The 20,338-nt window shown below is 64.7% G+C and carries 20 protein-coding genes and 1 tRNA gene; 16 read left to right on the plus strand and 5 right to left on the minus strand.

From position 1 onward, the window contains the following. The first annotated feature begins 183 nt into the window (after nt 1-183). The 4 genes from NG701_RS02530 (at nt 184) to NG701_RS02545 (ending at nt 3,209) form a co-directional block, all read left to right on the plus strand. Nucleotides 184-909 carry a FadR/GntR family transcriptional regulator gene (locus NG701_RS02530; protein WP_252564254.1) on the plus strand — a complete coding sequence of 242 codons (726 nt, stop codon included), beginning with the start codon at nt 184-186 and terminating at the stop codon, nt 907-909. Between the two features lie 110 nt (nt 910-1,019). Next, nucleotides 1,020-1,688 carry a bifunctional 4-hydroxy-2-oxoglutarate aldolase/2-dehydro-3-deoxy-phosphogluconate aldolase gene (locus NG701_RS02535; RefSeq protein ID WP_256475423.1) on the plus strand — a complete coding sequence of 223 codons (669 nt, stop codon included), beginning with the start codon at nt 1,020-1,022 and terminating at the stop codon, nt 1,686-1,688. Further along, complete coding sequence (locus NG701_RS02540; RefSeq protein ID WP_252564258.1) at nt 1,685-2,680, plus strand: sugar kinase; 996 nt, start codon at nt 1,685-1,687, stop codon at nt 2,678-2,680. The genes NG701_RS02535 and NG701_RS02540 overlap by 4 nt, the downstream gene beginning before the upstream one ends. Nucleotides 2,681-2,735: 55 nt before the next feature. Beyond that, nucleotides 2,736-3,209: a YybH family protein gene (locus tag NG701_RS02545; RefSeq protein ID WP_252564260.1), complete on the plus strand. Its 474-nt coding sequence runs from the start codon at nt 2,736-2,738 to the stop codon at nt 3,207-3,209. 212 nt (nt 3,210-3,421) lie between these two features. Here the strand turns inward: NG701_RS02545 and NG701_RS02550 are convergent, their stop codons facing one another. Continuing rightward, nucleotides 3,422-4,384 (minus strand): tyrosine-type recombinase/integrase, encoded by a 963-nt coding sequence (locus NG701_RS02550; protein WP_252564262.1) that lies wholly within the window; start codon nt 4,382-4,384, stop codon nt 3,422-3,424. A 670-nt stretch (nt 4,385-5,054) separates the two neighbouring features. Here NG701_RS02550 and NG701_RS02555 point away from each other — a divergent pair. The 5 genes from NG701_RS02555 to NG701_RS02575 all read left to right on the plus strand — a co-directional run bounded on the left by NG701_RS02555 (nt 5,055) and on the right by NG701_RS02575 (nt 8,044). Beyond that, nucleotides 5,055-5,660: a hypothetical protein gene (locus NG701_RS02555; RefSeq protein WP_252564264.1), complete on the plus strand. Its 606-nt coding sequence runs from the start codon at nt 5,055-5,057 to the stop codon at nt 5,658-5,660. 53 nt (nt 5,661-5,713) lie between these two features. Beyond that, nucleotides 5,714-6,316 (plus strand): DUF6919 domain-containing protein, encoded by a 603-nt coding sequence (locus NG701_RS02560; protein WP_252564266.1) that lies wholly within the window; start codon nt 5,714-5,716, stop codon nt 6,314-6,316. Nucleotides 6,317-6,576: 260 nt separating this feature from the next. Then, the gene (locus NG701_RS02565; RefSeq protein ID WP_252564268.1) at nt 6,577-7,092 is read left to right on the plus strand and encodes an AEC family transporter; all 516 of its coding nucleotides are present in this window, start codon (nt 6,577-6,579) and stop codon (nt 7,090-7,092) included. Between the two features lie 11 nt (nt 7,093-7,103). Beyond that, on the plus strand, nt 7,104-7,322 hold the full coding sequence (locus NG701_RS02570; protein ID WP_252564270.1) for an AEC family transporter: 219 nt from the start codon (nt 7,104-7,106) through the stop codon (nt 7,320-7,322). Next, entirely contained in the window at nt 7,319-8,044 is a 726-nt protein-coding gene (locus tag NG701_RS02575; RefSeq protein ID WP_252564272.1) for a FadR/GntR family transcriptional regulator, read from the plus strand. The genes NG701_RS02570 and NG701_RS02575 overlap by 4 nt, the downstream gene beginning before the upstream one ends. 23 nt (nt 8,045-8,067) lie before the next feature. On the opposite strand, the gene NG701_RS02580 is transcribed toward NG701_RS02575, so the two are convergent. Further along, nucleotides 8,068-9,606, minus strand: coding sequence for an APC family permease (locus tag NG701_RS02580; protein WP_252564274.1), 1,539 nt, complete (start codon nt 9,604-9,606; stop codon nt 8,068-8,070). A 64-nt stretch (nt 9,607-9,670) separates the two neighbouring features. Continuing rightward, nucleotides 9,671-11,098, minus strand: coding sequence for a flavin monoamine oxidase family protein (locus NG701_RS02585; protein ID WP_252564275.1), 1,428 nt, complete (start codon nt 11,096-11,098; stop codon nt 9,671-9,673). 142 nt (nt 11,099-11,240) lie between these two features. Between NG701_RS02585 and NG701_RS02590 the strand changes: the two genes are divergently transcribed. Then, nucleotides 11,241-11,945: a TetR/AcrR family transcriptional regulator gene (locus NG701_RS02590; protein ID WP_252564277.1), complete on the plus strand. Its 705-nt coding sequence runs from the start codon at nt 11,241-11,243 to the stop codon at nt 11,943-11,945. On the opposite strand, the gene NG701_RS02595 is transcribed toward NG701_RS02590, so the two are convergent. Next, nucleotides 11,934-12,389: a UPF0158 family protein gene (locus NG701_RS02595; protein WP_252564279.1), complete on the minus strand. Its 456-nt coding sequence runs from the start codon at nt 12,387-12,389 to the stop codon at nt 11,934-11,936. The two genes, NG701_RS02590 and NG701_RS02595, sit on opposite strands and share 12 nt — an antisense overlap. A gap of 156 nt (nt 12,390-12,545) precedes the next feature. Then, nucleotides 12,546-12,628, minus strand: a tRNA-Leu gene (locus NG701_RS02600). A gap of 332 nt (nt 12,629-12,960) precedes the next feature. On the opposite strand from NG701_RS02600, the gene NG701_RS02605 reads away from it, so the two are divergent. From NG701_RS02605 to NG701_RS02630, 6 genes are read left to right on the plus strand one after another with little or no spacing between them, the layout of a single operon-like run. Beyond that, the gene (locus NG701_RS02605) at nt 12,961-13,704 is read left to right on the plus strand and encodes an FHA domain-containing protein (protein ID WP_252564281.1); all 744 of its coding nucleotides are present in this window, start codon (nt 12,961-12,963) and stop codon (nt 13,702-13,704) included. Next, nucleotides 13,701-14,183 carry an FHA domain-containing protein FhaB/FipA gene (locus NG701_RS02610; RefSeq protein WP_056342800.1) on the plus strand — a complete coding sequence of 161 codons (483 nt, stop codon included), beginning with the start codon at nt 13,701-13,703 and terminating at the stop codon, nt 14,181-14,183. Before NG701_RS02605 ends, NG701_RS02610 begins: the two co-directional genes overlap by 4 nt. Before the next feature lie 2 nt (nt 14,184-14,185). Then, the gene (locus NG701_RS02615; RefSeq protein WP_252564282.1) at nt 14,186-15,811 is read left to right on the plus strand and encodes a PP2C family protein-serine/threonine phosphatase; all 1,626 of its coding nucleotides are present in this window, start codon (nt 14,186-14,188) and stop codon (nt 15,809-15,811) included. Then, a complete protein-coding gene (locus tag NG701_RS02620) occupies nt 15,808-17,196 on the plus strand; it encodes an FtsW/RodA/SpoVE family cell cycle protein (protein ID WP_252564284.1) in 1,389 nt (462 codons plus the stop codon). The genes NG701_RS02615 and NG701_RS02620 overlap by 4 nt, the downstream gene beginning before the upstream one ends. Then, entirely contained in the window at nt 17,193-18,653 is a 1,461-nt protein-coding gene (locus NG701_RS02625) for a peptidoglycan D,D-transpeptidase FtsI family protein (RefSeq protein WP_252564286.1), read from the plus strand. Before NG701_RS02620 ends, NG701_RS02625 begins: the two co-directional genes overlap by 4 nt. After that, nucleotides 18,650-20,326: a protein kinase domain-containing protein gene (locus NG701_RS02630; protein ID WP_252564288.1), complete on the plus strand. Its 1,677-nt coding sequence runs from the start codon at nt 18,650-18,652 to the stop codon at nt 20,324-20,326. The genes NG701_RS02625 and NG701_RS02630 overlap by 4 nt, the downstream gene beginning before the upstream one ends. Nucleotides 20,327-20,338: the final 12 nt, after the last annotated feature.

Below are 20,338 nucleotides of genomic sequence, written 5' to 3' on the forward strand. Positions count from 1 at the left end.
CGCCCACCCTTCGCAGCCGACTGCGGCGAGTGCGAAGGGTGGGCGGCAGAACTTTTCGATGCCGCCCGCCGGCCCGAATCCCAGAGAGTGGTTCATAAGCCTGCTGATGGTTAGTGATCAGGCCACCGGACCAGTATGATGAAATATGCCTGAGAGCCATTTCCGGGCGGCGAAGGAGAGACCATGGCTGAATACGCAAGCAAGATCGAGCGCGTCGAGCGGCTGCGGGTATCGGACTCCGTCGCCGCCCAACTGACGCAGCTCATCACCAAGGGCGTCTACGCGGTAGGGGAGAAACTTCCTGCCGAACGCGTCCTTGCGGAGGAGTTCGGGGTGAGCCGCAGTTCGATGCGTGAAGCCATCCGAGGCATAGAGGCAAGTGGCCTGCTCAACAGCAGCCATGGCGTCGGGGTCTTCGTGGTCAGCAATGCCGTTTCCACCGCAGGCCAGTCCGACCTGCTCGTGTTCGAGGACTTTACCGTGCCCGAGCTGTTCGAGGTACGGCGGATGATGGAACGGGACGCGGCCGGTTGGGCGGCAAAGAGAATTACCCCCGCGTTGACCTCGGAGCTGGAGAGCATCATGGAACAGTGCGCAGATCCGGACCTCTCCGACGAGGACTTCGTGCGGCTGGATATCAAGCTCCATCAAACAATTGCGAAGGCTTCGAGAAACGAATTGCTGGCCACCCTCTATGGCGGCCTGGAACCGACGCTTCTGAAATACTCCCTCCGCGTGATAGCACTGCCCGGGCGGCGTGAACACTCCCACGCAGGACACGCCAGAATTGTCGACGCGATCGTCACCGGGCGGGTACGCGAAGCGCGCGAGGCCGCCGTAGCCCACATTCGCGACGTCGAACGGGACATCGCCAAGAACCTGGCCCAACCGGTAGCCAGCCAGGGATAAGAGCGGGCTCCGGCGGCGCACCGTACAACGCGGTCGCGGCAGGATCAGCTCAATCTTCCCGGATTTCTGCCCCCGGAGCCCGACTAACGAAGGAAAAACGGACAAAGACTATGGTCGCATCTCCCCCCCAACAGCCGACGCCTCCGCTGGCCGGTCAGGTGATAGCGGTGCTGCGCACCACTCACGCCAGTGAATACCCGCCCGTGATTGAAAAGCTGCTCTCCGGGGGCGTCCGGTTCATCGAACTCACACTCACCACCCGGGACGTGTTCGATCTTCTTCCAGACATCAGGAGCACATTCGGAGACGCCGCGGAGATAGGCATCGGCACCGTCACCACCACAGGACAGGCCGAACGCTCCCTTGACGTCGGAGCACAGTTCCTTGTGACACCTTCAATGAACCTCGACATCGTGCACGCCGCCGTGTCCCGCGGAATCCCCATCATCCCCGGCGGACTGACCCCTACCGAACTGCACGCAGGCTGGAGTGCAGGCGCGACGGCCGTCAAGGTCTTTCCCGCTTCCACCGTGGGGCCGGACTACATCGGCCAACTCCACGGCCCTTTCCCGCAGATGCAACTCATACCCAGCGGCGGCGTCAGCATCGAGGACGCCCCCCGATGGATCCAGGCCGGCGCCCTGGCCGTCAGCCTTGGCGGCCCGCTGATAGGGGACGCATTCGCCGGCGGCAGTCTTGCCCAACTCACAGACCGGGCACGGCGCGTCACCGAACTGGTGGCAGCGGCAGCCGAGGAACGAAAAGGCACTGACCGGTGACCCTCCCGAAACGGGCGGCCGATAGCGCTGCCGTCACCCCATGCCACATCACAGACGTCGTCACCATGGGCGAAACCATGGCGCTGATGAAGGCCGAAACACCCGGACCCCTGGCCCACGTAGCCTCACTGAGCCTGGGCATGGGGGGAGCCGAGAGCAACTTTGCCATAGCCCTACGCAGGCTCGGCACCTCGGTAACATGGGCAGGCAGAGTCGGAGCCGACAGCCTCGGAGACATGGTGCTGCGCGAACTCGCGGCCGAAGCGATCAACACCATCGCGATCCGTGACGACACAGCTCCCACCGGACTCATGATCAAAGAACGCAGAACCGCTGACGCGGTGAAGGTCTGGTACTACCGCAGGGGCAGCGCCGGATCCCGGCTATGCCGCGACGACGTCCCGGCGGAACAGATCACCCAAGCCAAACTGCTCCACATAACGGGCATCACACCAGCCCTGTCTGCTACCGCAGCGGACGCGGTCAGCTACGCCCTCGACTGTGCCCAGGAGGCCGGCACTCTGGTCTCCTTCGATCTGAACTACCGGGCAGCGCTGTGGTCCCCCGAAGAAGCAGGAGAACAATACCGCCGGATCATACCCCGGGCCGACGTCGTCTTCGCAGGGGACACGGAAGCGGCCCTGGCGGTCGGTGCAGGAGGAGACCCGTGGGAACTCGCCCGACGAATTAACGAACTGGGCGCCCCCCAAGCCATCATCAAACTCGGCGCCGACGGATGCGTCGCCGTTGTGGACGGCACACCCCACGCCCAGAGTGCCATCCCCATCCGGGCAGTGGACACCGTCGGAGCCGGAGACGCCTTCGTAGCCGGCTACATCGCCGAAATGCTCAACGGCAAGGACGTTCCCCAACGCCTGCTGACAGCCGCACGGACAGGCGCGTTCGCATGCCTGGTTCCCGGAGACTGGGAAGGCATGCCCCGACGTAGCGAACTGGACCTGCTGGACGCAACAGAACCCGTCTCCCGATAAAAGACCGCACGTCCGTCACCGAGTACGTGAAAGGGCCTGAAGTCCAGTGCCGGACATGACCGAGCGCCTGGAAAGGAGAAAAATCAGCAATCCACCAGCCACACCGGCGACCCGCGTCCTGGCAGAAACGCTGGCCCCCTGGAAGCTAGCCTTCGACAACCACCGGCCCGAAGACATGGCCGAACTCTTTTCACCCGATGCGCTCTTCCAGGGGATCACCCCCGCTCTGCTCACGGGGCGCGAAGAAATCTTCGGGTACTACGATGCGCTGGCCCCCGGCATCACGACCAGCTTTCAAGTAGTCCAGACCCGTGAGCTGGCCCAGAACATTATCATCGGATTCGCCGCCGTCACCTTCACCTACCCGGACGGAAGAACGGTACCCGTGCAACTATCCCTCGTTCTCCGCCGAGAGGAGAACACATGGCTCATCGCCCAGTACCACGTCTCTTCAATCTCCCGGGGTGAGCCATCCAGCACAGCAGCGATATCGGCCATGATGAATCCCTTCTGGGCGGATCGTGATTGAAGGAACACATTAGCCCGGGGTTTTCATGGCGGGCCGCAGAGTAGGCGTGTTTAAGTAGGGAAAGGGTGCTCTGGGAAAATAGTGGTTGTCGAGACCGTTATTTGCCGAGCGAAGGAGCACCCTTTCGATGCTTATGCCGATGTCCTGATTATGCCGATGTTTCTGCCGCCGGGCTGGTCAGGTATCCCCGGACGGTTCGAAGCTCGGCATAACTAGAGGCTTTCCAGGAATTTGAGCAGACTCCCCGTCGGCGGCCTGTAGCGCTTGATTGGTGGATTGTTCGGTTGCATTCGGTTCATTGCCTGCTGCTTCATGGCCAGGTCCGCGTGGAGGTAGGCCTGTGTGGATTGTGTGGATTCGTGACCGAGCCAGAGAGCGATGGTGGCGATGTCGATTCCTGCTTCGAGCATTCGCATTGCGGTGGTGTGACGAAGCACGTGGGGCGTGATGTTTTTGGTGGCGAGACTGGGACAGTTGGCCGCTGCGGTTGTGGCGTAGATGCGAAGCCGGGCCGCTATCGCGTCCCAGCTGATCGGTGTGGTGCTCCCCTGAGCGGTGAATAGGGGGCTCGTTGGATCGTGTTCGTGGCTATGGGTGGTCCACTGCCGCAGGGCGCCAGCGGTTTGCTTGTTCAGGGGTGTTAGCCGGTCTTTGCGGCCTTTGCCGTGGCAGATCAGGTGGGCCGGCGTGTCCGGGTGGATGTCCTGCCGTGTGAGGGCGGTTAGTTCGCTGACGCGCAGGCCCGTGGTGATCAGCAACAGAATGATCACGTAGTCCCGCTTGCCTGTTTCGTTTCGTTGATCCGGGGCCCGCAGCAAGGCTTCAGTCTCGGGACCAGTGAGGTATGTCAGCACGGTGGTGCTGGTGTTCTTCCTTCTGATCGCCAGGACGCGTGCGATCAGGTCCGCGTGCTCCAGGTGGTTGTATGAGGCGTAAGTAACGAAGGAATGGATCGCGGCCAGGCGCGCGTTTCGGCTACGGACGGTGTTTCGGCGTTCGGCTTCCAGGTAGTGCAGGAAGCCGCCGACGGTCTGCGCGTCCAGGTCTGTGAACTGGAGTTGTTCGGGAACGAGCCCGGTCTTGTCGTGCAGAGGTATGTCGTGAAGAATGCCTGGAGTGAAGCTGTGAAAGTGCTCATGGCAACTCGCCGGGCATCGTCCGGCTCCGGCCTTCATACGGAAAAGGCTAGAACATGTTCCGTCAGGAAGACGGGTGGCAGCTCGGTGCTGTGCGCAGAGACGATTCGTTTGACCGCTGACGGCTGATGGCCCCAATCGAGCCGAGTGCCATTGGGAACCGCTCCCGGCAGCGGACTGCCCAGTCTCAGTAACACTAAGTCTTGGCAGGTTAGATTACACCCCAACCTGACCTCCATCCCACTCGGACGGGTGTCAGAATAGGATCTGAAATAGCGTTTCCGGACATGCCTTTTGGAAAGTCATAGGTTTCATCCTGACAGCTTCGGCAGGGGTGACTACGGCGGCAGGTCAAGGAATCCGGTATGCGAGGGTTACCACGCTGGACCAGAATGAACAGCGCAAGCTCGGCGGCCAAGCCTTGGATTAGATTTTCAGCGACAAGGCTTCCGGCATCTGTACCCTCAGGCCTCAATTGGCCGAACTGCTGCGCTCCGCTCGTGACGCAGACATCGTCGCGTTGGGCTAACTTCGTGTTTGGCAGGCGGAACCAGGAGCCAAGTCAAATGCCTGGGGGCTCCCTGATCAGCCTCAGGATCGTGCAATATCCACATAGCCTGCCCGCCCATTGACCCCGGCGCCCACAGGGGATGCAATGGAAGGAGCAACCCGGAATCCTGGGCCGGGCCTGACACGGGGAGGTGCCGCAGTGCCGGCATTTGCAGAATCCGTCCTGTTTGGAGCGTTGCAGCTGAGTTTCTGGGGTGCAGTGCTCGTGTGCACGGTGGCTGCCACCGTCCTGGCTGTCCGCCAGCATTCGACGCCGGACCCTGCCGTCCGCGCCCCGGATCCCGTATTCTGGGATGTGTTTATGGGCTCTGCCGTGGCACTTCCGGCGATCCTTATTCCCACACTCGCGTCACCCTGGTTTGGTGTGGTCCTCGCCGCGCTGGGCGCAGGGGCGGGCGTGGCCGCCTACCGGGGCAGCCCCCAGATCCTGGCGTTGCAGGAACGCCGCCGGAAACTGCGGCTGGACCGGCCCGTTCACACTGCGGCGCAGGCTGAACATGACGCACTCCTGGCGCGGTGGAGCCGCTACGAACTGGACCCTGCGAGCTGCATCGACTACCCCGCCATGACGGACGTCCGGCTGCCCGAAACGTCCGCGCTGATCCGCGCCATGAGGGAGGCAGAGCAACTGCGGGCCGTGCCGCACCAAGGGTACGCTCCCGCCGTCGTCCGCTTTGGCCTTGCCCTCGCCGCGGCGGAACGGGCTGCCGGGATACCTGCCGGAATCACCGCCGTCGGACGTTAACTGCTGTGTCGCCGCCGCTGGAGTCCGGCGGCGGGGCGCCGTAGCATCCGAGGATGGAACCCACAGAAGCGGAAATCCGTGACCAGTTCGGCAGGCGCCTGGAGGATAAGGGGGCCTGGCGGCAGGCCATCACCCTTGCAGCGGCCGGGGAACTGACGGCGCGCTGGCTGGAGGGCCATAGCGAATACCAGGCCGCCACCTTTACCGTCCGCTACGACGCCGAAACAGAAGCGATCGCCACCGAGCTTGCCGCCCTGAACAGGAGCGGGCTGTTCACCAAGGAATCCCAGCCCGGCCTGCGGACCGACAACTCCGCCCAGCGGCAGTACGTCACCGGCTTCTGCAGTGCGGAAGCGGCCGTGGAACTCCTGGCCCTCTCCACCCGGACCGAGCTGGTGACTGTGGCCCATGCCCCGGGCGAGGCCAGCAGCGCCGCCATCCCCGTAACGCTCTACGGCGACGAGGTAGTGACCGTCCTCGGCTCCAGCGAGACCCCGGTGGAGGAAGAGCAGATCCGGGACTGGGCGGACGAAACCAACGAAACGCTGGCGCTGCTGCTCGCAGACTCCTGGTATGTGGAAATCCTGGACCCGGTCTGGGGCCGCAATGACGTGCTGCTGCCCGCCGTCCTCGGCGCGCTGGCAGCCGTGCCGTAGCCTACGGTATTTAGAAGTCAGAGTTTCCGGCGTTGAGCGCAGGGGTCGGCCGTGCGGAGATTCCAATAGCTATGTAGAAGGGTGATCTGTGGGCGGCGTCGTCTCCGGAATCCTGATCGTCTCCGTGGTCATTGCCGTGGGCTATTTCGCCGCCCGGCTGCGGATCCTGGGGCCGGAAGTCCAAGGTGCGCTGACCCGCACCGCCTACTACGTCACCAACCCGGCGCTGCTGTTCACGGTGGTTGCCGGCAGTGACATCCGTGCCGCCCCGAACCGATGCCCCGCTCGCGCTGCTTTCGGCAGCGATAGTGGGGCTCCTCTATTGGCTGGCGAGTTTCCTGTTCCTCCGGCGCCCTGCGGCGGAGACCGCTGTCGGCGCCATGGCCAGCAGCTACGCCAACGCCAACAACATCGGTATCCCGGTGTCCCTGTACGCCGTGGGGACGGCCCAGCACGTGGCGCCCGTGCTCCTGGTCCAGCTCCTGGTGATGGCGCCGTTCTACCTGACGGTCCTGGGGCTGGTCTCCGGATCCAAAATCTCGTGGAAGAGGATGCTGCTGCAGCCGTTGGGTAATCCCATGATCATCGCCTCCGCGCTGGGTGTGGCGGTCGCCCTGACAGGCTGGACCGCGCCGGACCTGCTACAGAGGCCGATCGACATGCTGGCCGGCGGGGCCGTGCCCATGGTCCTGCTGGCCTTCGGCTTGCCCTCGCCGGCCGTGCCCCGCTGCAGAAGGACGACGGCCGGACCGAAACCCTCGTGGCAACCTTCCTGAAGGTCGCAGGGATGCCGCTCATTGTGTGGGTTCTTGGCCGCTTCATTTTCGGGCTGGAAGGACAGCGTCTCCTCGCCAGCGTGATCATGGCGGCACTTCCCACGGCCCAGAACGTCTTCCTCTTTGCCTCCCCCTATGGCCGCGGCATGACGGTGGCCCGCGACGTCATCCTGTGCACCACCGTGCTGAGCGTGGGGGCACTCCTGGCCGTCGCCTGGCTGGTGGGATGAGCGCGTCCGCTGGCCTCTCCCTGGCCAAGTTCCTGGGCGCCTACCGGGACTCCGTCCAGACGTACATCGTGGACGGCGTCATCCAGCCCGGCGACAAGCTTCCCAGCGAAAACGCGCTGATGGTCGACTTCGGCGTCAGCCGCACCGTGGTGCGCTCGGCACTGACGCGCCTCCAGGCCGAAGGGCTGGTGGAAACCGAACGCGGGCGAGGCAGCTTTGCGTTGACCCCGCCCGACGACGGCCCCCAGCCAGTCCCGGGCAGCCGCCCCGTCGCCAGCGTCGAAGACCGCCTCCACCTGCTGGAATTCCGGCTGGGAGTGGAGTCCGAAGCTGTGGCCCTGGCCGCCCGCAACAACTCCGACCGCCAGCTCCGGGCGGTCAATGCTGCCCTGGAACAGTTCGCCGCCAGCGCTGACCACCCCGGCCACGCCATGAAGGCCGACTTCGAGTTCCACCGCGCCATCGCGGCCGCCTCCGGCAACCCTTTCTACTCAGATTGCCTCGCCGCCCTGGGCCAGACGATGATCGCGATGCCGCGCACCCGGCTGCTCACCGGCGTCGAACATTACGCACGGGACCACTTTGACCAGGTGGTGCACGAGCACCGGTCCATCGCTGCCGCCATCGCCGACGGCGATGAGACCGCCGCCTCGGCCGCCATGCGCAGCCACCTCGCAAACTCCCGACGGCGGTTCAAGGCTTCGTTACGCCCGCCCGCTTAGGCGCCTCCCGCCCTCAGCGACGTTCAGTTCCCGCGGGCCAGCACTTGCCCCTTGAAGAACTCGGGCCGCAGCCGGGACATCACCAGCATGATCACCACTCCCAGCAGGATCACGCCCATGCCGAGAATGAACACCATCCCCAGACCGCCCACCGATGATCCGGAGCCGTACTCGGGGTCCATGGAATCGACGGCGGTCTTGAAGAACATCACCAGCAGGATCACTCCGCCCAGCAGCGGCGCCAGGAACTTGAAGAAGAAGGCGCGGCCATTGCTGAACGCCTGTGCCCGGAAGAACCAGACGCATGCCAGGGCTGTGATGCCGTAGTAGAAGCAGATCATCATGCCCAGCGCCGTGATGGTGTCCCAGAGCGCGTTCTCCGAGGTGGTCCGGGTGATGACGTAGAAGGCTGCGGCGGCAACGCCCGCGGCGATCGTGGCGTAGCTCGGGGACTTGAAGTGCGGGCTGACCTTGCCGAAGCGGCCCGGGAGTGCCTTGTAGTGACCCATCGACAGCATGGTCCGCGCCGGGGACACAAACGTGGACTGCAGCGAGGCGGCCGAACTGCTCAGGATGGCGAGGGACATCAGGATGGCGAACGGTCCCATGACCGGCCCGGAGAGGACGGCGAAGATGCTCGACTGGTTGTCCGGATTCCCGGCGCCCAGGCCGGTTTCGCCCACGCCCGCAAAGGACAGGGTGGCCAGCGCAACGGTCATGTAGATCGCGACGATCACCACCACGGTGACGGTTGCCGCCCGCCCCGGAGTCTTCTCCGGATTTTTGGTTTCCTCGTTCATGGTCAGAGTGACGTCCCAGCCCCAGTAAATGAAGATGGAGAGGGAAACCCCGGCAGCAAAGGCTGAGAAGGATCCAACCGCGAACGGGTTGAACCAGTCCGGCGAAATGGCAGTTGCATCAAAAGCGGAGCCGTTGGCCACGTGGCTGAAAGCAGCAACGGCAAACCAGCCCAGCACCAGCAGCTGGAACGCCACCAAGACATACTGCACGCCCTTGGTGGCTTCCATGCCCCGATAGGAAATCCAGCAAGCCAGGGCGATGAACACCAGGGTGGTGGCGATGTTCAGCGGCAGGTTCTTGCTCAGCTCGCCCAGTTCCGGGTTCCCGAACAGCTGGGCCAGCATGAGGTAGAAGAAGTCGACGGCGACCGCCGCCAGGTTGGACAGCACAATGATGGTGGCCGCAATCAGCCCCCAGCCACCCATCCAGCCGATCCACGGACCAAAGGCGCGCGATGCCCACGTAAACGAGGTGCCGGCGTCGGGCATGGCATTGTTCAGTTCGCGGTAGCCCAACGCCACCAGGATCATGGGGATAAAGCCCACCAGGAAGATCGCCGGCAGCTGGACCCCCACTTCCGAAACCGTTGGGCCCAGCGCCGCGGTCAGCGTGTACGCAGGCGCGATGCAGGAAACCCCGATCACGACGGCGCCCACCAGCCCCACCGCGCCGGCCTTCAGGCCCTTCCCGCTCAGGCCCTTTTCTGCCAGGCCCTGGTCCAGGCCGCTGGGTGGCTGTGCTGTCACTTCTTTGGGACTCATGGCCTTGCCTCTCGTAGTTCATTCGACGCTGAATGGGGTGGAGCTCGTACTGGTGCTGGTGCTGTCAGTCGACGGCGGCCGCGGCCATATGTGCCGCAGCGGATGCGCCCGCTTTGGCTGCAACGCCCGCCGCAGCCACGATCCGCGCCGCCGTGCGCTGGCCCATGCGGACGGCTCCGTCAACATGCTGGTAGCCCTCGGCGGCGAGGTCCGAGGAGCACCAGTAGATCGGGCCCACAGGAGTGTGCTGGTCCTTGCCGTAACGGTGCAGGCCGCCCAGATCGTAACTGGCCGCGTACGCGCCCCGGGTCCATTCCTCGGAGCCCCAGTCGGATTCGTAGTAGACCTCGGGTTCCAGGGCTTTGTCCCCCAGGAACCCTGCAATCGATTCGAGGATGGCGCGGCGGCGGTCCTCGGCACTCAGCTCGAAGACGGCGTCGGCCTTTTCATCCGAGACGAAGCCCACCAGGGTTCCCCGTGAATCACCGTGGTTGGTGTTGTCGTAGACCTCCTGGACCAGCGAACCGGCACCGAAACCCGTTCCGGAGAGTCCGTCTTCACGCCAGAACGGCGTGCTGTAAACGGCGTGGACCTTGATCACCAGGCCCAGCGACTGGTGCTGGTGCATCTGGTGCTGCCGCCGCGGAAGCGGCGGGTCAAACGAGACGCGTGAGTAAAGGTTCGGTGGCACCGCCATGATCACAAAACGCGCATTCACGGTGGCGCGCTCCGAGACAACGCTGACGCGGTGCCCGCCTTCGCCGGCATCCTCCCAGCGGACTGTGCGCACCGGACTGTTAAGTACGACGTCGGCCCCCAGTTCCGCTGCCTGCAGCAGGGACACCTGCTGCATCCCGCCAATGACCCGCTTGTCCAGGATGAAGTCCTCGTCGGTGAGGTGGCTGAAGGACCCGGCGGAGGCTGCCATGAGGACCGCCTGCAGTGCCGAAAACGCGTGCGCGGGCTTGGTGAGCATGCCGCCGGCGATGAACAGGCCAATGTTGTTGCAGGCCTCCTCGTCGTTCGAGTTCCGGCGCAGCCAGTGGTGGAAGGAGATGGTGTCCAGTTCACGGGCCTTGGGGTGCGCCCAGGGCTCGGTGGCGCCGATTTCCGCGGCGAGGCCGTCCAGAATGCCGATCAGCTTGTCCATTTCCGCCCCGGTGGCTGCGCTCACCGGGAAGGAATCACCGGTGTAGCGGGTTTTCTTGCCGTCGGCGCCGACGTAGACGGACTCGCCCTCCCGGTAGCGGGAGTATGTCTTCAGGCCGAGCTCGTCCAGGAGCTCCAGCAGTACGGTCTGATCCGGGGAGACCCACTGGCCGCCGATTTCCAGCATGGCCCCGTCAATGGTGTCGGTCCAGGTTCGGCCGCCCACGCGGTCCCGTGCTTCCAGCACTGCCACGCTGAGGCCTGCCTTCCTCAGCTCGCGGGCAGCAGTGAGCCCGGAGGGTCCGGCGCCAACGATCACAACGTCACGGTCAAGATTCAGCATGATGTCCTCTCTATGGCCGGTCGAGTGACACGAACCACTAAATGAATGTCATTCATTTAGTGGAACTATAGCTGCTTTGCGGTCCGCAAGGAAGAGACGGGTGGAATAATGCTGGAGACATCTGTCCGCAGAAAGGCCAGCAATGCCGGCATCACCAGCCGCTTCACGAACTGCCACGGAACGCGAACCCGTGCCGCAAACCGGTGCGGCACGGCGCCGCGTGGGGCGGCCCGCCGCGGCTGTCCTGGACCAGGCGGGCATCACAGCAGCAGCCCTGCGGCTCATCGGCAAGAACGGCTACGACGGTCTCACCATGGCCGCACTGGCCCGCTCACTGCACGTGGCGCCGTCGGCCCTCTACAACCATGTGGAATCCAAGCGGGACGTGCTCCTGCTCGTGGAAGACCATTTGACTGCCCTGGTGGATGTGGCCGCATTCGCGGCGGAACCTTGGGAGTCCGCCGTGCGGAAGTGGGCCTGGAGTTACCGGGACGTCTTCGCGGAGCACACGCCCCTGATTCCCGTCATCGCAGTACTTCCAGTGACTGACGCACCGCAGACCCTCGCCATGTATGAGACCGTCAGCGCCGGATTCCGGGCGGCCGGATTCCCGGAGGAGCGGATCGTGTCCGCCATCGTGGCCCTGGAATCCTTCATCTTCGGATCCGCCTACGACGTCACGGCCCCCGCCGACATTTTCGAATCCGGCAGCATGGCGGAGTCGACGCCGAGCTTCACGGGAGCAGTCCGGAGCTTGGCCGCGCAGGGGCACGAGAAACCTGCGGACGTGGCGTTCAGCCTGGGGCTTGAGGCCCTCATTGCGGGCTTCGGGGCGTTACGGAAGTAGGCGCAGGGCGTTCTCGGCCTCACCCTGTTCCACTACACCAGATGCCGCCAGCCACTCTATGGCGCGCCGCCGCATGGCTCGGTCATGAAAAGAGAACCATCGGGTCTCAAGCTCGGGGAACTCTGCGAGCGTATTCCTGAAACGCCGAAACGCTCCCTTGCCGTCTATTGCGCGCCAGAGCAGGTCCTTGGCGCGTTCATCCTTCACATCCGCAATGAACAATTCCATGTCGCGGTAGGCCTCATACGGTCTGATCGGTTCCACCACGATGGCGCCAGCTGCTTCGAGGTCTTCCCAGGACTCTTCGGCTTCGTCAAACGAGTCCCTCAGCCAGAGGCTGGTCTCTCCCGTGCGGGGGTCGAACCAGTACCTGGAATCCCAGTCGGACGGGGAATCGAGGGCGAGTCGCAGCATTTCCAGATCAATTGCGCCCAATGTCAGCATAAGCAGTCCTCCGACCGCATGATCCAGCGGGTGTCACTCGCATGCTATACCCAAAGTTACGCCCGCGGCATGCCGGATTCGGGGCCCAGCGTCAAGGACCGCCCCAGCGTTAAAGAAAGGAACCCCGGTCCGAAGACCGGGGTTCCCTTGATTGCGTGCGCGAGGGGGGATTTGAACCCCCACGCCCTTTCGGACACTGGCACCTGAAGCCAGCGCGTCTGCCGTTCCGCCACTCGCGCGCAACTTCTTTTCCATGAATTACGGCCGGTTTTTCGGATCCGCAACCTTGTAAAAGCAGCGAGATCAAGCATAACGGACATCGGCGGCAAAACACCAATTGAGCCTCGGGAGCGGTCAAATTCCCCGCCGGGAGGGGGCCGGCAGGGAACCGCCAGCGAACTTTTCCGGGGGCCCGGCCGTTGTGGATTAAGGTCATTCACAGGCCTGCCCAGTAGTATCTGATGTAGTAGTGCCTGCCACTGCCAGGCAGGCCGCTGGGTTCTGAACTGCATTGTTGGCTGAGTTCCGGAACGAAAACTGCCCCGCAGCCGGGGGGGAAAGGAGAAGGACCATGGGATTGCTGGACAAGGTCGAGCGCGGCATCGAAAAAGCCGTCCGCAGTGTCTTCTCCACCGGTTCGCGCGCCCAGGTGGAACCTGTGGAAATCGCCAGCCGGCTCCGCCGCGAGGTGGACAACAAAGCCCTCACCATCGCCGCCGGTCGCACACTGGCCCCCAATGTCTTCGACGTCCAACTCAGTGACGACGACTTCAGGAGGGCTCAGGACTGGGGCACGCCGCTGGCCGAAGAACTCTGCGACGTCGTCATCAACCATGTCCGCAGCCAGGGCTACACCCTGCAGGGCTCGGTGCGGATCTCTTTCCGCCGGTCCGAGGAGCTGCGCGCTGGCAACTTCGAGATCGTCTCCTCCACTGAGAAATCCAAAGCCGGCCCCGGAGTCTCCTCGGCCAGGCCCAACATGCCGGCAGCTCCCAGCCGCCCGCCCGTCCGGCTGCAGCCCGTCCTGGACATCGACGGTCAGCGCTACTCCCTCAATGCCCCATCCATCGTCCTGGGAAGGTCTTCCGAGGCCGACATCCTGGTTGACGACACCGGCGTCTCGCGCCGCCACCTCGAGATCCGCACCGCCAGCGGCGTCACCAGCGCTGTGGACCTCGGCTCCACTAATGGCAGCTATGTCAACGGCCATAAACTGGCAGGCAGCACCGAACTGACCGACGGCTCCACCATCACAATGGGACGGACAAAGATTATCTTCCGCCTGCTTCCCGCCAACCCTGGGGGCCGCCCATGAGCGACCTGACCATCACTGCGCTACGGTTTGGCTTCCTGATCCTGCTTTGGGTCCTCATCTTCAGCATCGTTTCGGCCATGCGCCGCGACCTGATGGTGGGCCGCAAAGCCGCCGCCGGCACTCCTACCGCCCGGCAGGTCCGCAAAAACCCGGAACTGGCCGAGGCTCCGCCACAGCCCCTCAAGCAGCAGGCCCATCAACTGGTGGTCACCGAAGGCCCGCTCAAGGGAACCACCATCCCCCTGGCCGCGAGCCCCATCCTGCTGGGCCGCGCGCAGGAAGCCACGCTGGTACTCGAGGACGACTACGCCTCAGGCCGCCACGCGCGGCTGTTCCCGCAAGGCAGCCGGTGGTTCATCGAGGACCTTGGCTCCACCAACGGCACCTACCTGGCCGACCAGCAACTTACCCGGGCACTGCCCGTTGAGCTTGGCGTACCCGTGAGAATCGGCAAGACGGTCATCGAATTGAGGCCGTAGCCATGGCCGCTGACCTTCCCGCCGGCGGGGCCACACCCGTCCAGCGGCCCCTCGTCATGCGCTATGCGGCGCGCTCGGACGTGGGACGCATCCGGGCCAAAAATGATGACTCGGCGTACGTCGGCCGCCATTTGGCAGTGGTTGCGGACGGAATGGGCGGCCACGCGGGCGGCGATGTGGCCTCCGCGGCCACCGTGCTGGACATGCTGCACCTGGACCACGGCGACTACGACGGCGACGCCGGCACCGTCCTGGCCGACGAAATTCAGACGGCCAACTCCCTGCTCTCCGAGCTGGTGCACATCAACCCCAAGCTCGCCGGCATGGGCACCACCGTCACATCTCTGCTGCTCGCCGAGGGCAAGCTGCACTTCGCGCATATCGGCGACTCCCGGGCGTACCGCCTGCGTGATGGCGAGTTTGAACAGGTCAGCGTGGACCACACGTTCGTCCAGCGGCTGATCGATGAGGGCCGGCTCCGTCCCGAAGAGGCCGAAACCCACCCGCACAAAAACGTCCTCATGCGCGTCCTGGGCGACGTCGACGCCAGCCCCGAGCTGGATCTGGACACCCTGGACGTCAAGCCCGGGGAACGCTGGCTCCTGTGCTCGGACGGGCTCAACTATGTGGCCGGACACGTGGTGGAGCGGACGGTCCGCGAGACAAAGGACCTGCGCGAGTGCGTCGAAACGCTGGTTAACCTGACGCTGGAAGCCGGCTCACCGGACAACGTCACCGTGGTCATGGTGGAAATCACCGAGGAAACGTCCGACGACGTCAGTACCGCCGCCGTCGACATCATCCCCTCGCAGCTGCTCACCGAAGCCCCCGTCGCGGACAGCGGCGCGGCCAGCGCTTCACCGGGCCCCGAGGCGTCGGACTACAAGAAGCCCATCGCCGAAAACCCGGCAGCCGCCGAACCGCCGCCCTCCACCGACCCCCATCTCGGCGAGCACCTTTCGGCCGAAGTCCTGCGGCAGGAACTCGCATCGCGCCCGCACGAACTTGTCGGTGCTGCCGCCACCGCGGCCGAGTCCGGCTCGATTCCCACCATCGCCGGCCGCACCGTGGCACGGCGGGCCGCCACCGTCCTGACACACAAGGCCGACGCGCCCGTTGCGGAGGTAGATGACGTCCTGGGGCGGCCCAGACCCCGCCGCTGGGTCACCATGTCCATCGCCGCGTCCGTGCTGGTGGTGGTGACCGTGGGCCTCTGGCTCGGCTACGCCTGGACCCAGACGCGCTACTACATCGGGGAGTTCGATTCCCGCGTGGCCATCTATAACGGAGTGTCGCAGCGGCTTGGCCCCATCCAGCTTTCAACCCTCGAAGCCGTTACAGAGATCCGGATGGATTCCTTGCCCCAGTTCTCCCAGCAGCGCGTCCGGCAGACAGTGCCCGCGCGTGACCTCTACGACGCCCAGCGGATCGTGAAGAACCTCGAAGGCACCGGCACCATTGCGCCGCCGGATGAGTGCTTGACCCCCTCGCCCACTCCGGCGCCAGCAACGGCGCCCGCTGCAACACCCACCGCGCCTGCCCCATCGCCGGACCCAGCCGCTCCGGCGGCAGCACCTGCCCCGGCTGCCTCACCCACCCCCACTACCGTCTGTGAGGGGGGCCAGTGAGCCAGCTCAGCACCATCCCCAAGCCCCGGCGCAACGTGGAACTGTTGCTGCTGATCCTCGCCCTGTCTGTGGGCATTGGCGCCAGCATGCTGGTGGGCGTTGACCAGGCGAAGGCGTTCGACTCCGATTTCTGGTTCCAGTCCAGCCTCCTCGCGGTGGCCGCCCTGGTCTTCCACGTGGTCCTGCGGATCCGGGCAAAATATGCCGATCCGGTAATACTTCCTTTGGTGGTTGCACTCAACGGTCTGGGTCTTGCCATGATTCACCGCCTTGACGCCCCCGGGGAGGACACCGGCAACAACCAGCTGCGTTGGACCCTGATCGCCATGGCCGTGGCCATCGGCGTGATCTGGTTTCTCAAGGACCACCGGGTGCTGCGCCGCTTCACCTACATCTCGCTGGCTGTGAGCGCGCTCCTGCTGATTCTTCCACTGGTGCCCGGCATCTCGGCCGGCGAAATCCTCGGCGCCCGGGTCTGGATCCGGGTGGGTCCCATGACGTTCCAGCCGGGTGAGATCGCCAAGATCACCCTCGCTATATTCTTCGCCGGTTATCTTTCCTCCAACCGCGACCTCATTCTGCTGGCCGGCCGCAAGATCGGCCCGCTGCAGTTCCCCCGGTTCAAGGACATGGGGCCCATGATCACCGCCTGGCTGGTGAGCATCGGCGTGTTGATCTTCCAGCGCGACCTCGGGTCTTCCGTGCTGTTCTTTGGCCTGTTCATCGTGATGATCTACGTGGCCACCAGCCGTATCAGCTGGGTAGTGATCGGCTTGGGCCTCATCCTGGGTGGCGGCTTCGTGGCAGCCCAGGTGTTTTCCCATGTCGAAGTCCGCATCTACGGCTGGCTGAACGCCTTCAGCCCAGACGTGTACGAGACCGGCAGCCGGCAAGTCATCGAGGGACTCTTCGGCATGGCCAACGGCGGCCTGGTGGGTACCGGCCTGGGCCAGGGCCGGCCGGACCTGGTCCCCTTCGCCAACAGCGACATGATCATCGCGTCCATCGGCGAGGAGCTGGGCCTGATCGGACTGTTCGCCGTAGTGCTGATGTACGTCATGCTGTTCACCCGAGGGTTCCGGGCGGCGCTGGGCACCCGGGATGCCTTTGGGAAACTGCTGGCCTGCGGGCTTTCCTTCGCCATCGCCCTCCAGTGCTTCGTGGTGATCGGCGGAGTCACACGACTGATCCCGCTGACCGGTTTGACCACGCCTTTCCTCGCCGCCGGCGGTTCGTCGCTGCTGGCCAACTGGATCATCGTGGGCCTGCTCCTGCTGATCTCCCATACGGCGCGGGGACCGGTGGACACCACACCACTTCCTCCCGGCGGCGCTGCGGAACCTGCAGGAATTGATACTCCCACCGAGGCGGTGAAACGAGCGTGAACCAAGCAATCCGTAATTCCTGGGTGGCAGCGATCGCCATGTTTGCCTTGATCTTCGGCGCCATCAGCTTCGTCCAGGTGGTGGGTGCCGATGACCTCAACGACCACCCCCTGAACCAGCGCGCCATTCTGCAGAATTACTGCAACGACCGCGGCGCCATCATCGTGGGCGGGGACCCCGTGGCCGAATCGGTGGAAGGCACCTCCGAGGTCTGCCAGTTCCAGCGGACCTACGCGCAGCCGGCACTGTATGCAGGCCTCACGGGCTACTTCTCGCGGAACTACGGTGCCACTGGCCTGGAAGTTGCGATGAACGATCAGCTGGCCGGCAGCTCAGACCAGCAGTTCTTCGACCGGATCGGCCAGCTCTTCCTGGGCAACCAGCCGAAGGGCGCCTCGGTGGAACTAACCATCGACCCCGAGATCCAGAAACTCGCGTACGACCTCATCCCGGACGGCCAGCGGGGATCCATTGTGGTCACCAACCCAAAGACCGGCGCCATCCTGGCCATGGTGTCCAAGCCGTCCTATGACCCCAACCTGATCGCCACCCAGGACCCCAACGCCGAAACAACCAACATCAATGAGCTGGTCAAGGTCCCCGGCATCAACCTGAACCAGAATGTCAGCGGACCCACGGGCGAGCTGCTCGCTCCGGGATCAGTCTTCAAGCTGGTGGATACCGCTGCGGCCCTTGCCTCCGGGAAGTACAACAAGGACAGCGTGCTCCCCAACCCCGCCGAGATGCCCTTCCCGGGGATCCAGTACAAACTGCCGAACTACGCCGGAGGCAACTGCTACACCCAGAATACGGCCAGCTTTGCCTTCGCCCTGCAGCAATCCTGCAATACGCCGTTCGCCAGCATTGCCCTCGACCTAGGCCGCGACGCCATCGCCGAGCAGGCGGCAAAATTCGGCTTCGGCGAGGATCTGGGCGACCAGCTCAAGCTCGCCTACGCCAAAGGCGGCGGCTTCCCCGATGATCTGGACGGGCCAGGCCTGGCCCAGTCCGCCATCGGCCAGAAGGACGTGCGCGCCACTCCGCTGCAGATCGCCCTGATGACCGCGGCCATCGCCAACAACGGTGTCCAGATGAGCCCCAGCCTGGTCAAGACCGTGCGGTCCCCGGACCTCCGGGTTATTGACGAGCCCCAGCCGGCGGCGCTCCGGACGTCCACCACTCCGGAAATTGCCCGGCAGATCACCGAATGGATGACCAGTGCGGTGAGCCAGGGCATTGCCCGCGGCGCGGCCGTCCCCGGTGTGCAGGTAGCCGGCAAAACCGGAACCGCTGAACTGGGCAACGGCCTGAACAACTCCTGGTTCACCGGGTTTGCCCCGGCGAACAACCCGGAGGTGAGCGTCACCATCGTCATGGAGGGCGTAGACATCACCACCGGCGCACAGCTAACCAGTCCGAACGCGAAGAAGATTTTTGAGGCGGTGTTGAATAAGTGAGGCCTACAACGGGAATCACCCTCGGCGGCAGATTCCAGCTGACCACGCGGATTGCGATCGGCGGGATGGGAGAGGTCTGGAAGGCAAAGGACCAGGTCCTGGGCCGGATTGTCGCCATCAAGGTACTCAAGGAGGAATACACCGGTGACCCCGGTTTCCTCCAGAGGTTCCGCGCCGAGGCACGCCACACCGCCCTCCTGAACCACGTGGGCATCGCCAATGTCTTTGACTACGGCGAGGAGGATGGCTCCGCGTACCTGGTCATGGAGCTCGTCCCTGGCCAGCCGCTGAGCAGCATCATCGAGCACGAGCAGGTATTGTCCCCGGACCGGACGCTGTCCATGATGGCGCAGACCGCTCGCGCGCTTTCCGTCGCCCACGCCCAAGGGCTGGTCCACCGCGACATCAAGCCGGGCAACCTGCTGATCACGCCCGACGGCCGGGTCAAGGTCACCGACTTTGGCATCGCCCGCCTGGCCGATCAGGTCCCGTTGACGCAGACGGGCCAGGTCATGGGGACCGCCCAGTACCTTGCCCCCGAGCAGGCCACCGGCCAGACCGCTACCGGCGCCTCGGACATCTACTCACTCGGCGTGATCGGCTACGAGTGCCTCACCGGGCACCGGCCGTTCTCCGGCGAATCCCAGATCGCCATTGCCCTGGCGCAGGTCAACGACGCCCCGCCGCCGCTTCCGGAGACCCTGCCCAAACCGGTCCGCGCGCTGTTGATGTCCATGCTGTCCAAGGACCCCAAGAACCGCCCGGCCAACGCCATCAAGCTGTCCGAAGCCGCCGAGGCCATCCGCAACGGCGATATTGACGCCGCACACGCAGCTGTTCCCGGCATGTTGCTCTTCGAGGCGACTACCGGCCCCATTACCGCACCGGTGGACATTGCCACGGCACCCACCGGCGTCATCGCCCAGAAGGACAGCAACACAACGTCGACGTCTGCTCTGCCCGTGCTTGGTGCCGCTGCCGCCGGCGCTGCACTCGGCGCCGCCGCGGGCACAGCCACTGGACCCGGGAGCACGCTTTCGCGTGCGGACGCCCTGGCTGCGGAGCGCAGCTGGGTGCAGGAGGAAGAGAAGTACGACGACGAGCCGGCCGACGAGCCCGACCGACGCGGCCGCAGCCCCTGGACGTGGCCGCTGGTTGCCTTGATCGTGCTGGTTCTGTTTGCGCTGGTGGGGTTCTTCCTGACGCAGCAGGGGATTTTTAACCCGGCCAACACCACCACTAACTCGGCATCCAGCAACCCGCCATCCACCAGCGCCAGCCCGTCAAGCACGTCGGCCTCCGCTACGCCTACCCCCACCCGGACCACCGACGCGCCCACGCCAACGCCCACCCCCAGCACCGTGGACATCATTTCGGCGGCCTACCTCGGGAAGGACTACCGTCAGGTCCAGGGGACGCTGGAAACCATGGGCCTGTCCGTCCGGGTCATCCCGCAGCAGAGTACTTCCGCCGCCGGAACGGTGTTGCAGGTCAACCCCACGGGCACCGTGCCCAAGGGGGCTGAAGTGACTGTGACTTACGCCGTCCCGGTCCCGGCCAGCACGCCGACCGCTCCGCCGTCCTCGCCGGCCGCCTCTGCTGAGCCAACGTCCACCCTCCCCAAATGCAACCCCGGCCAGCTGCCGGGATTGCCTCCGACCTGTGCGCCGTAGCGGTCGGGATTG

It is taken from the genome of Pseudarthrobacter cellobiosi, assembly GCF_023913815.1.
Lineage (GTDB): Bacteria > Actinomycetota > Actinomycetes > Actinomycetales > Micrococcaceae > Arthrobacter > Arthrobacter cellobiosi.

Bases quoted from the DNA above. Each gene is read 5' to 3' on its own strand.
- NG701_RS02545 (WP_252564260.1), top strand. From the start codon at position 2,736: ATGACCGAGCGCCTGGAAAGGAGAAAAATCAGCAATCCACCAGCCACA.
- NG701_RS02595 (WP_252564279.1), bottom strand. From the start codon at position 12,389: ATGCTGACATTGGGCGCAATTGATCTGGAAATGCTGCGACTCGCCCTC.
- NG701_RS02550 (WP_252564262.1), bottom strand. From the start codon at position 4,384: ATGAAGGCCGGAGCCGGACGATGCCCGGCGAGTTGCCATGAGCACTTT.
- NG701_RS02585 (WP_252564275.1), bottom strand. From the start codon at position 11,098: ATGCTGAATCTTGACCGTGACGTTGTGATCGTTGGCGCCGGACCCTCC.
- NG701_RS02580 (WP_252564274.1), bottom strand. From the start codon at position 9,606: ATGAGTCCCAAAGAAGTGACAGCACAGCCACCCAGCGGCCTGGACCAG.
- NG701_RS02605 (WP_252564281.1), top strand. From the start codon at position 12,961: ATGGGATTGCTGGACAAGGTCGAGCGCGGCATCGAAAAAGCCGTCCGC.
- NG701_RS02560 (WP_252564266.1), top strand. From the start codon at position 5,714: ATGGAACCCACAGAAGCGGAAATCCGTGACCAGTTCGGCAGGCGCCTG.
- NG701_RS02530 (WP_252564254.1), top strand. From the start codon at position 184: ATGGCTGAATACGCAAGCAAGATCGAGCGCGTCGAGCGGCTGCGGGTA.
- NG701_RS02535 (WP_256475423.1), top strand. From the start codon at position 1,020: ATGGTCGCATCTCCCCCCCAACAGCCGACGCCTCCGCTGGCCGGTCAG.
- NG701_RS02570 (WP_252564270.1), top strand. From the start codon at position 7,104: ATGCCGCTCATTGTGTGGGTTCTTGGCCGCTTCATTTTCGGGCTGGAA.
- NG701_RS02590 (WP_252564277.1), top strand. From the start codon at position 11,241: ATGCCGGCATCACCAGCCGCTTCACGAACTGCCACGGAACGCGAACCC.
- NG701_RS02615 (WP_252564282.1), top strand. From the start codon at position 14,186: ATGGCCGCTGACCTTCCCGCCGGCGGGGCCACACCCGTCCAGCGGCCC.
- NG701_RS02610 (WP_056342800.1), top strand. From the start codon at position 13,701: ATGAGCGACCTGACCATCACTGCGCTACGGTTTGGCTTCCTGATCCTG.
- NG701_RS02575 (WP_252564272.1), top strand. From the start codon at position 7,319: ATGAGCGCGTCCGCTGGCCTCTCCCTGGCCAAGTTCCTGGGCGCCTAC.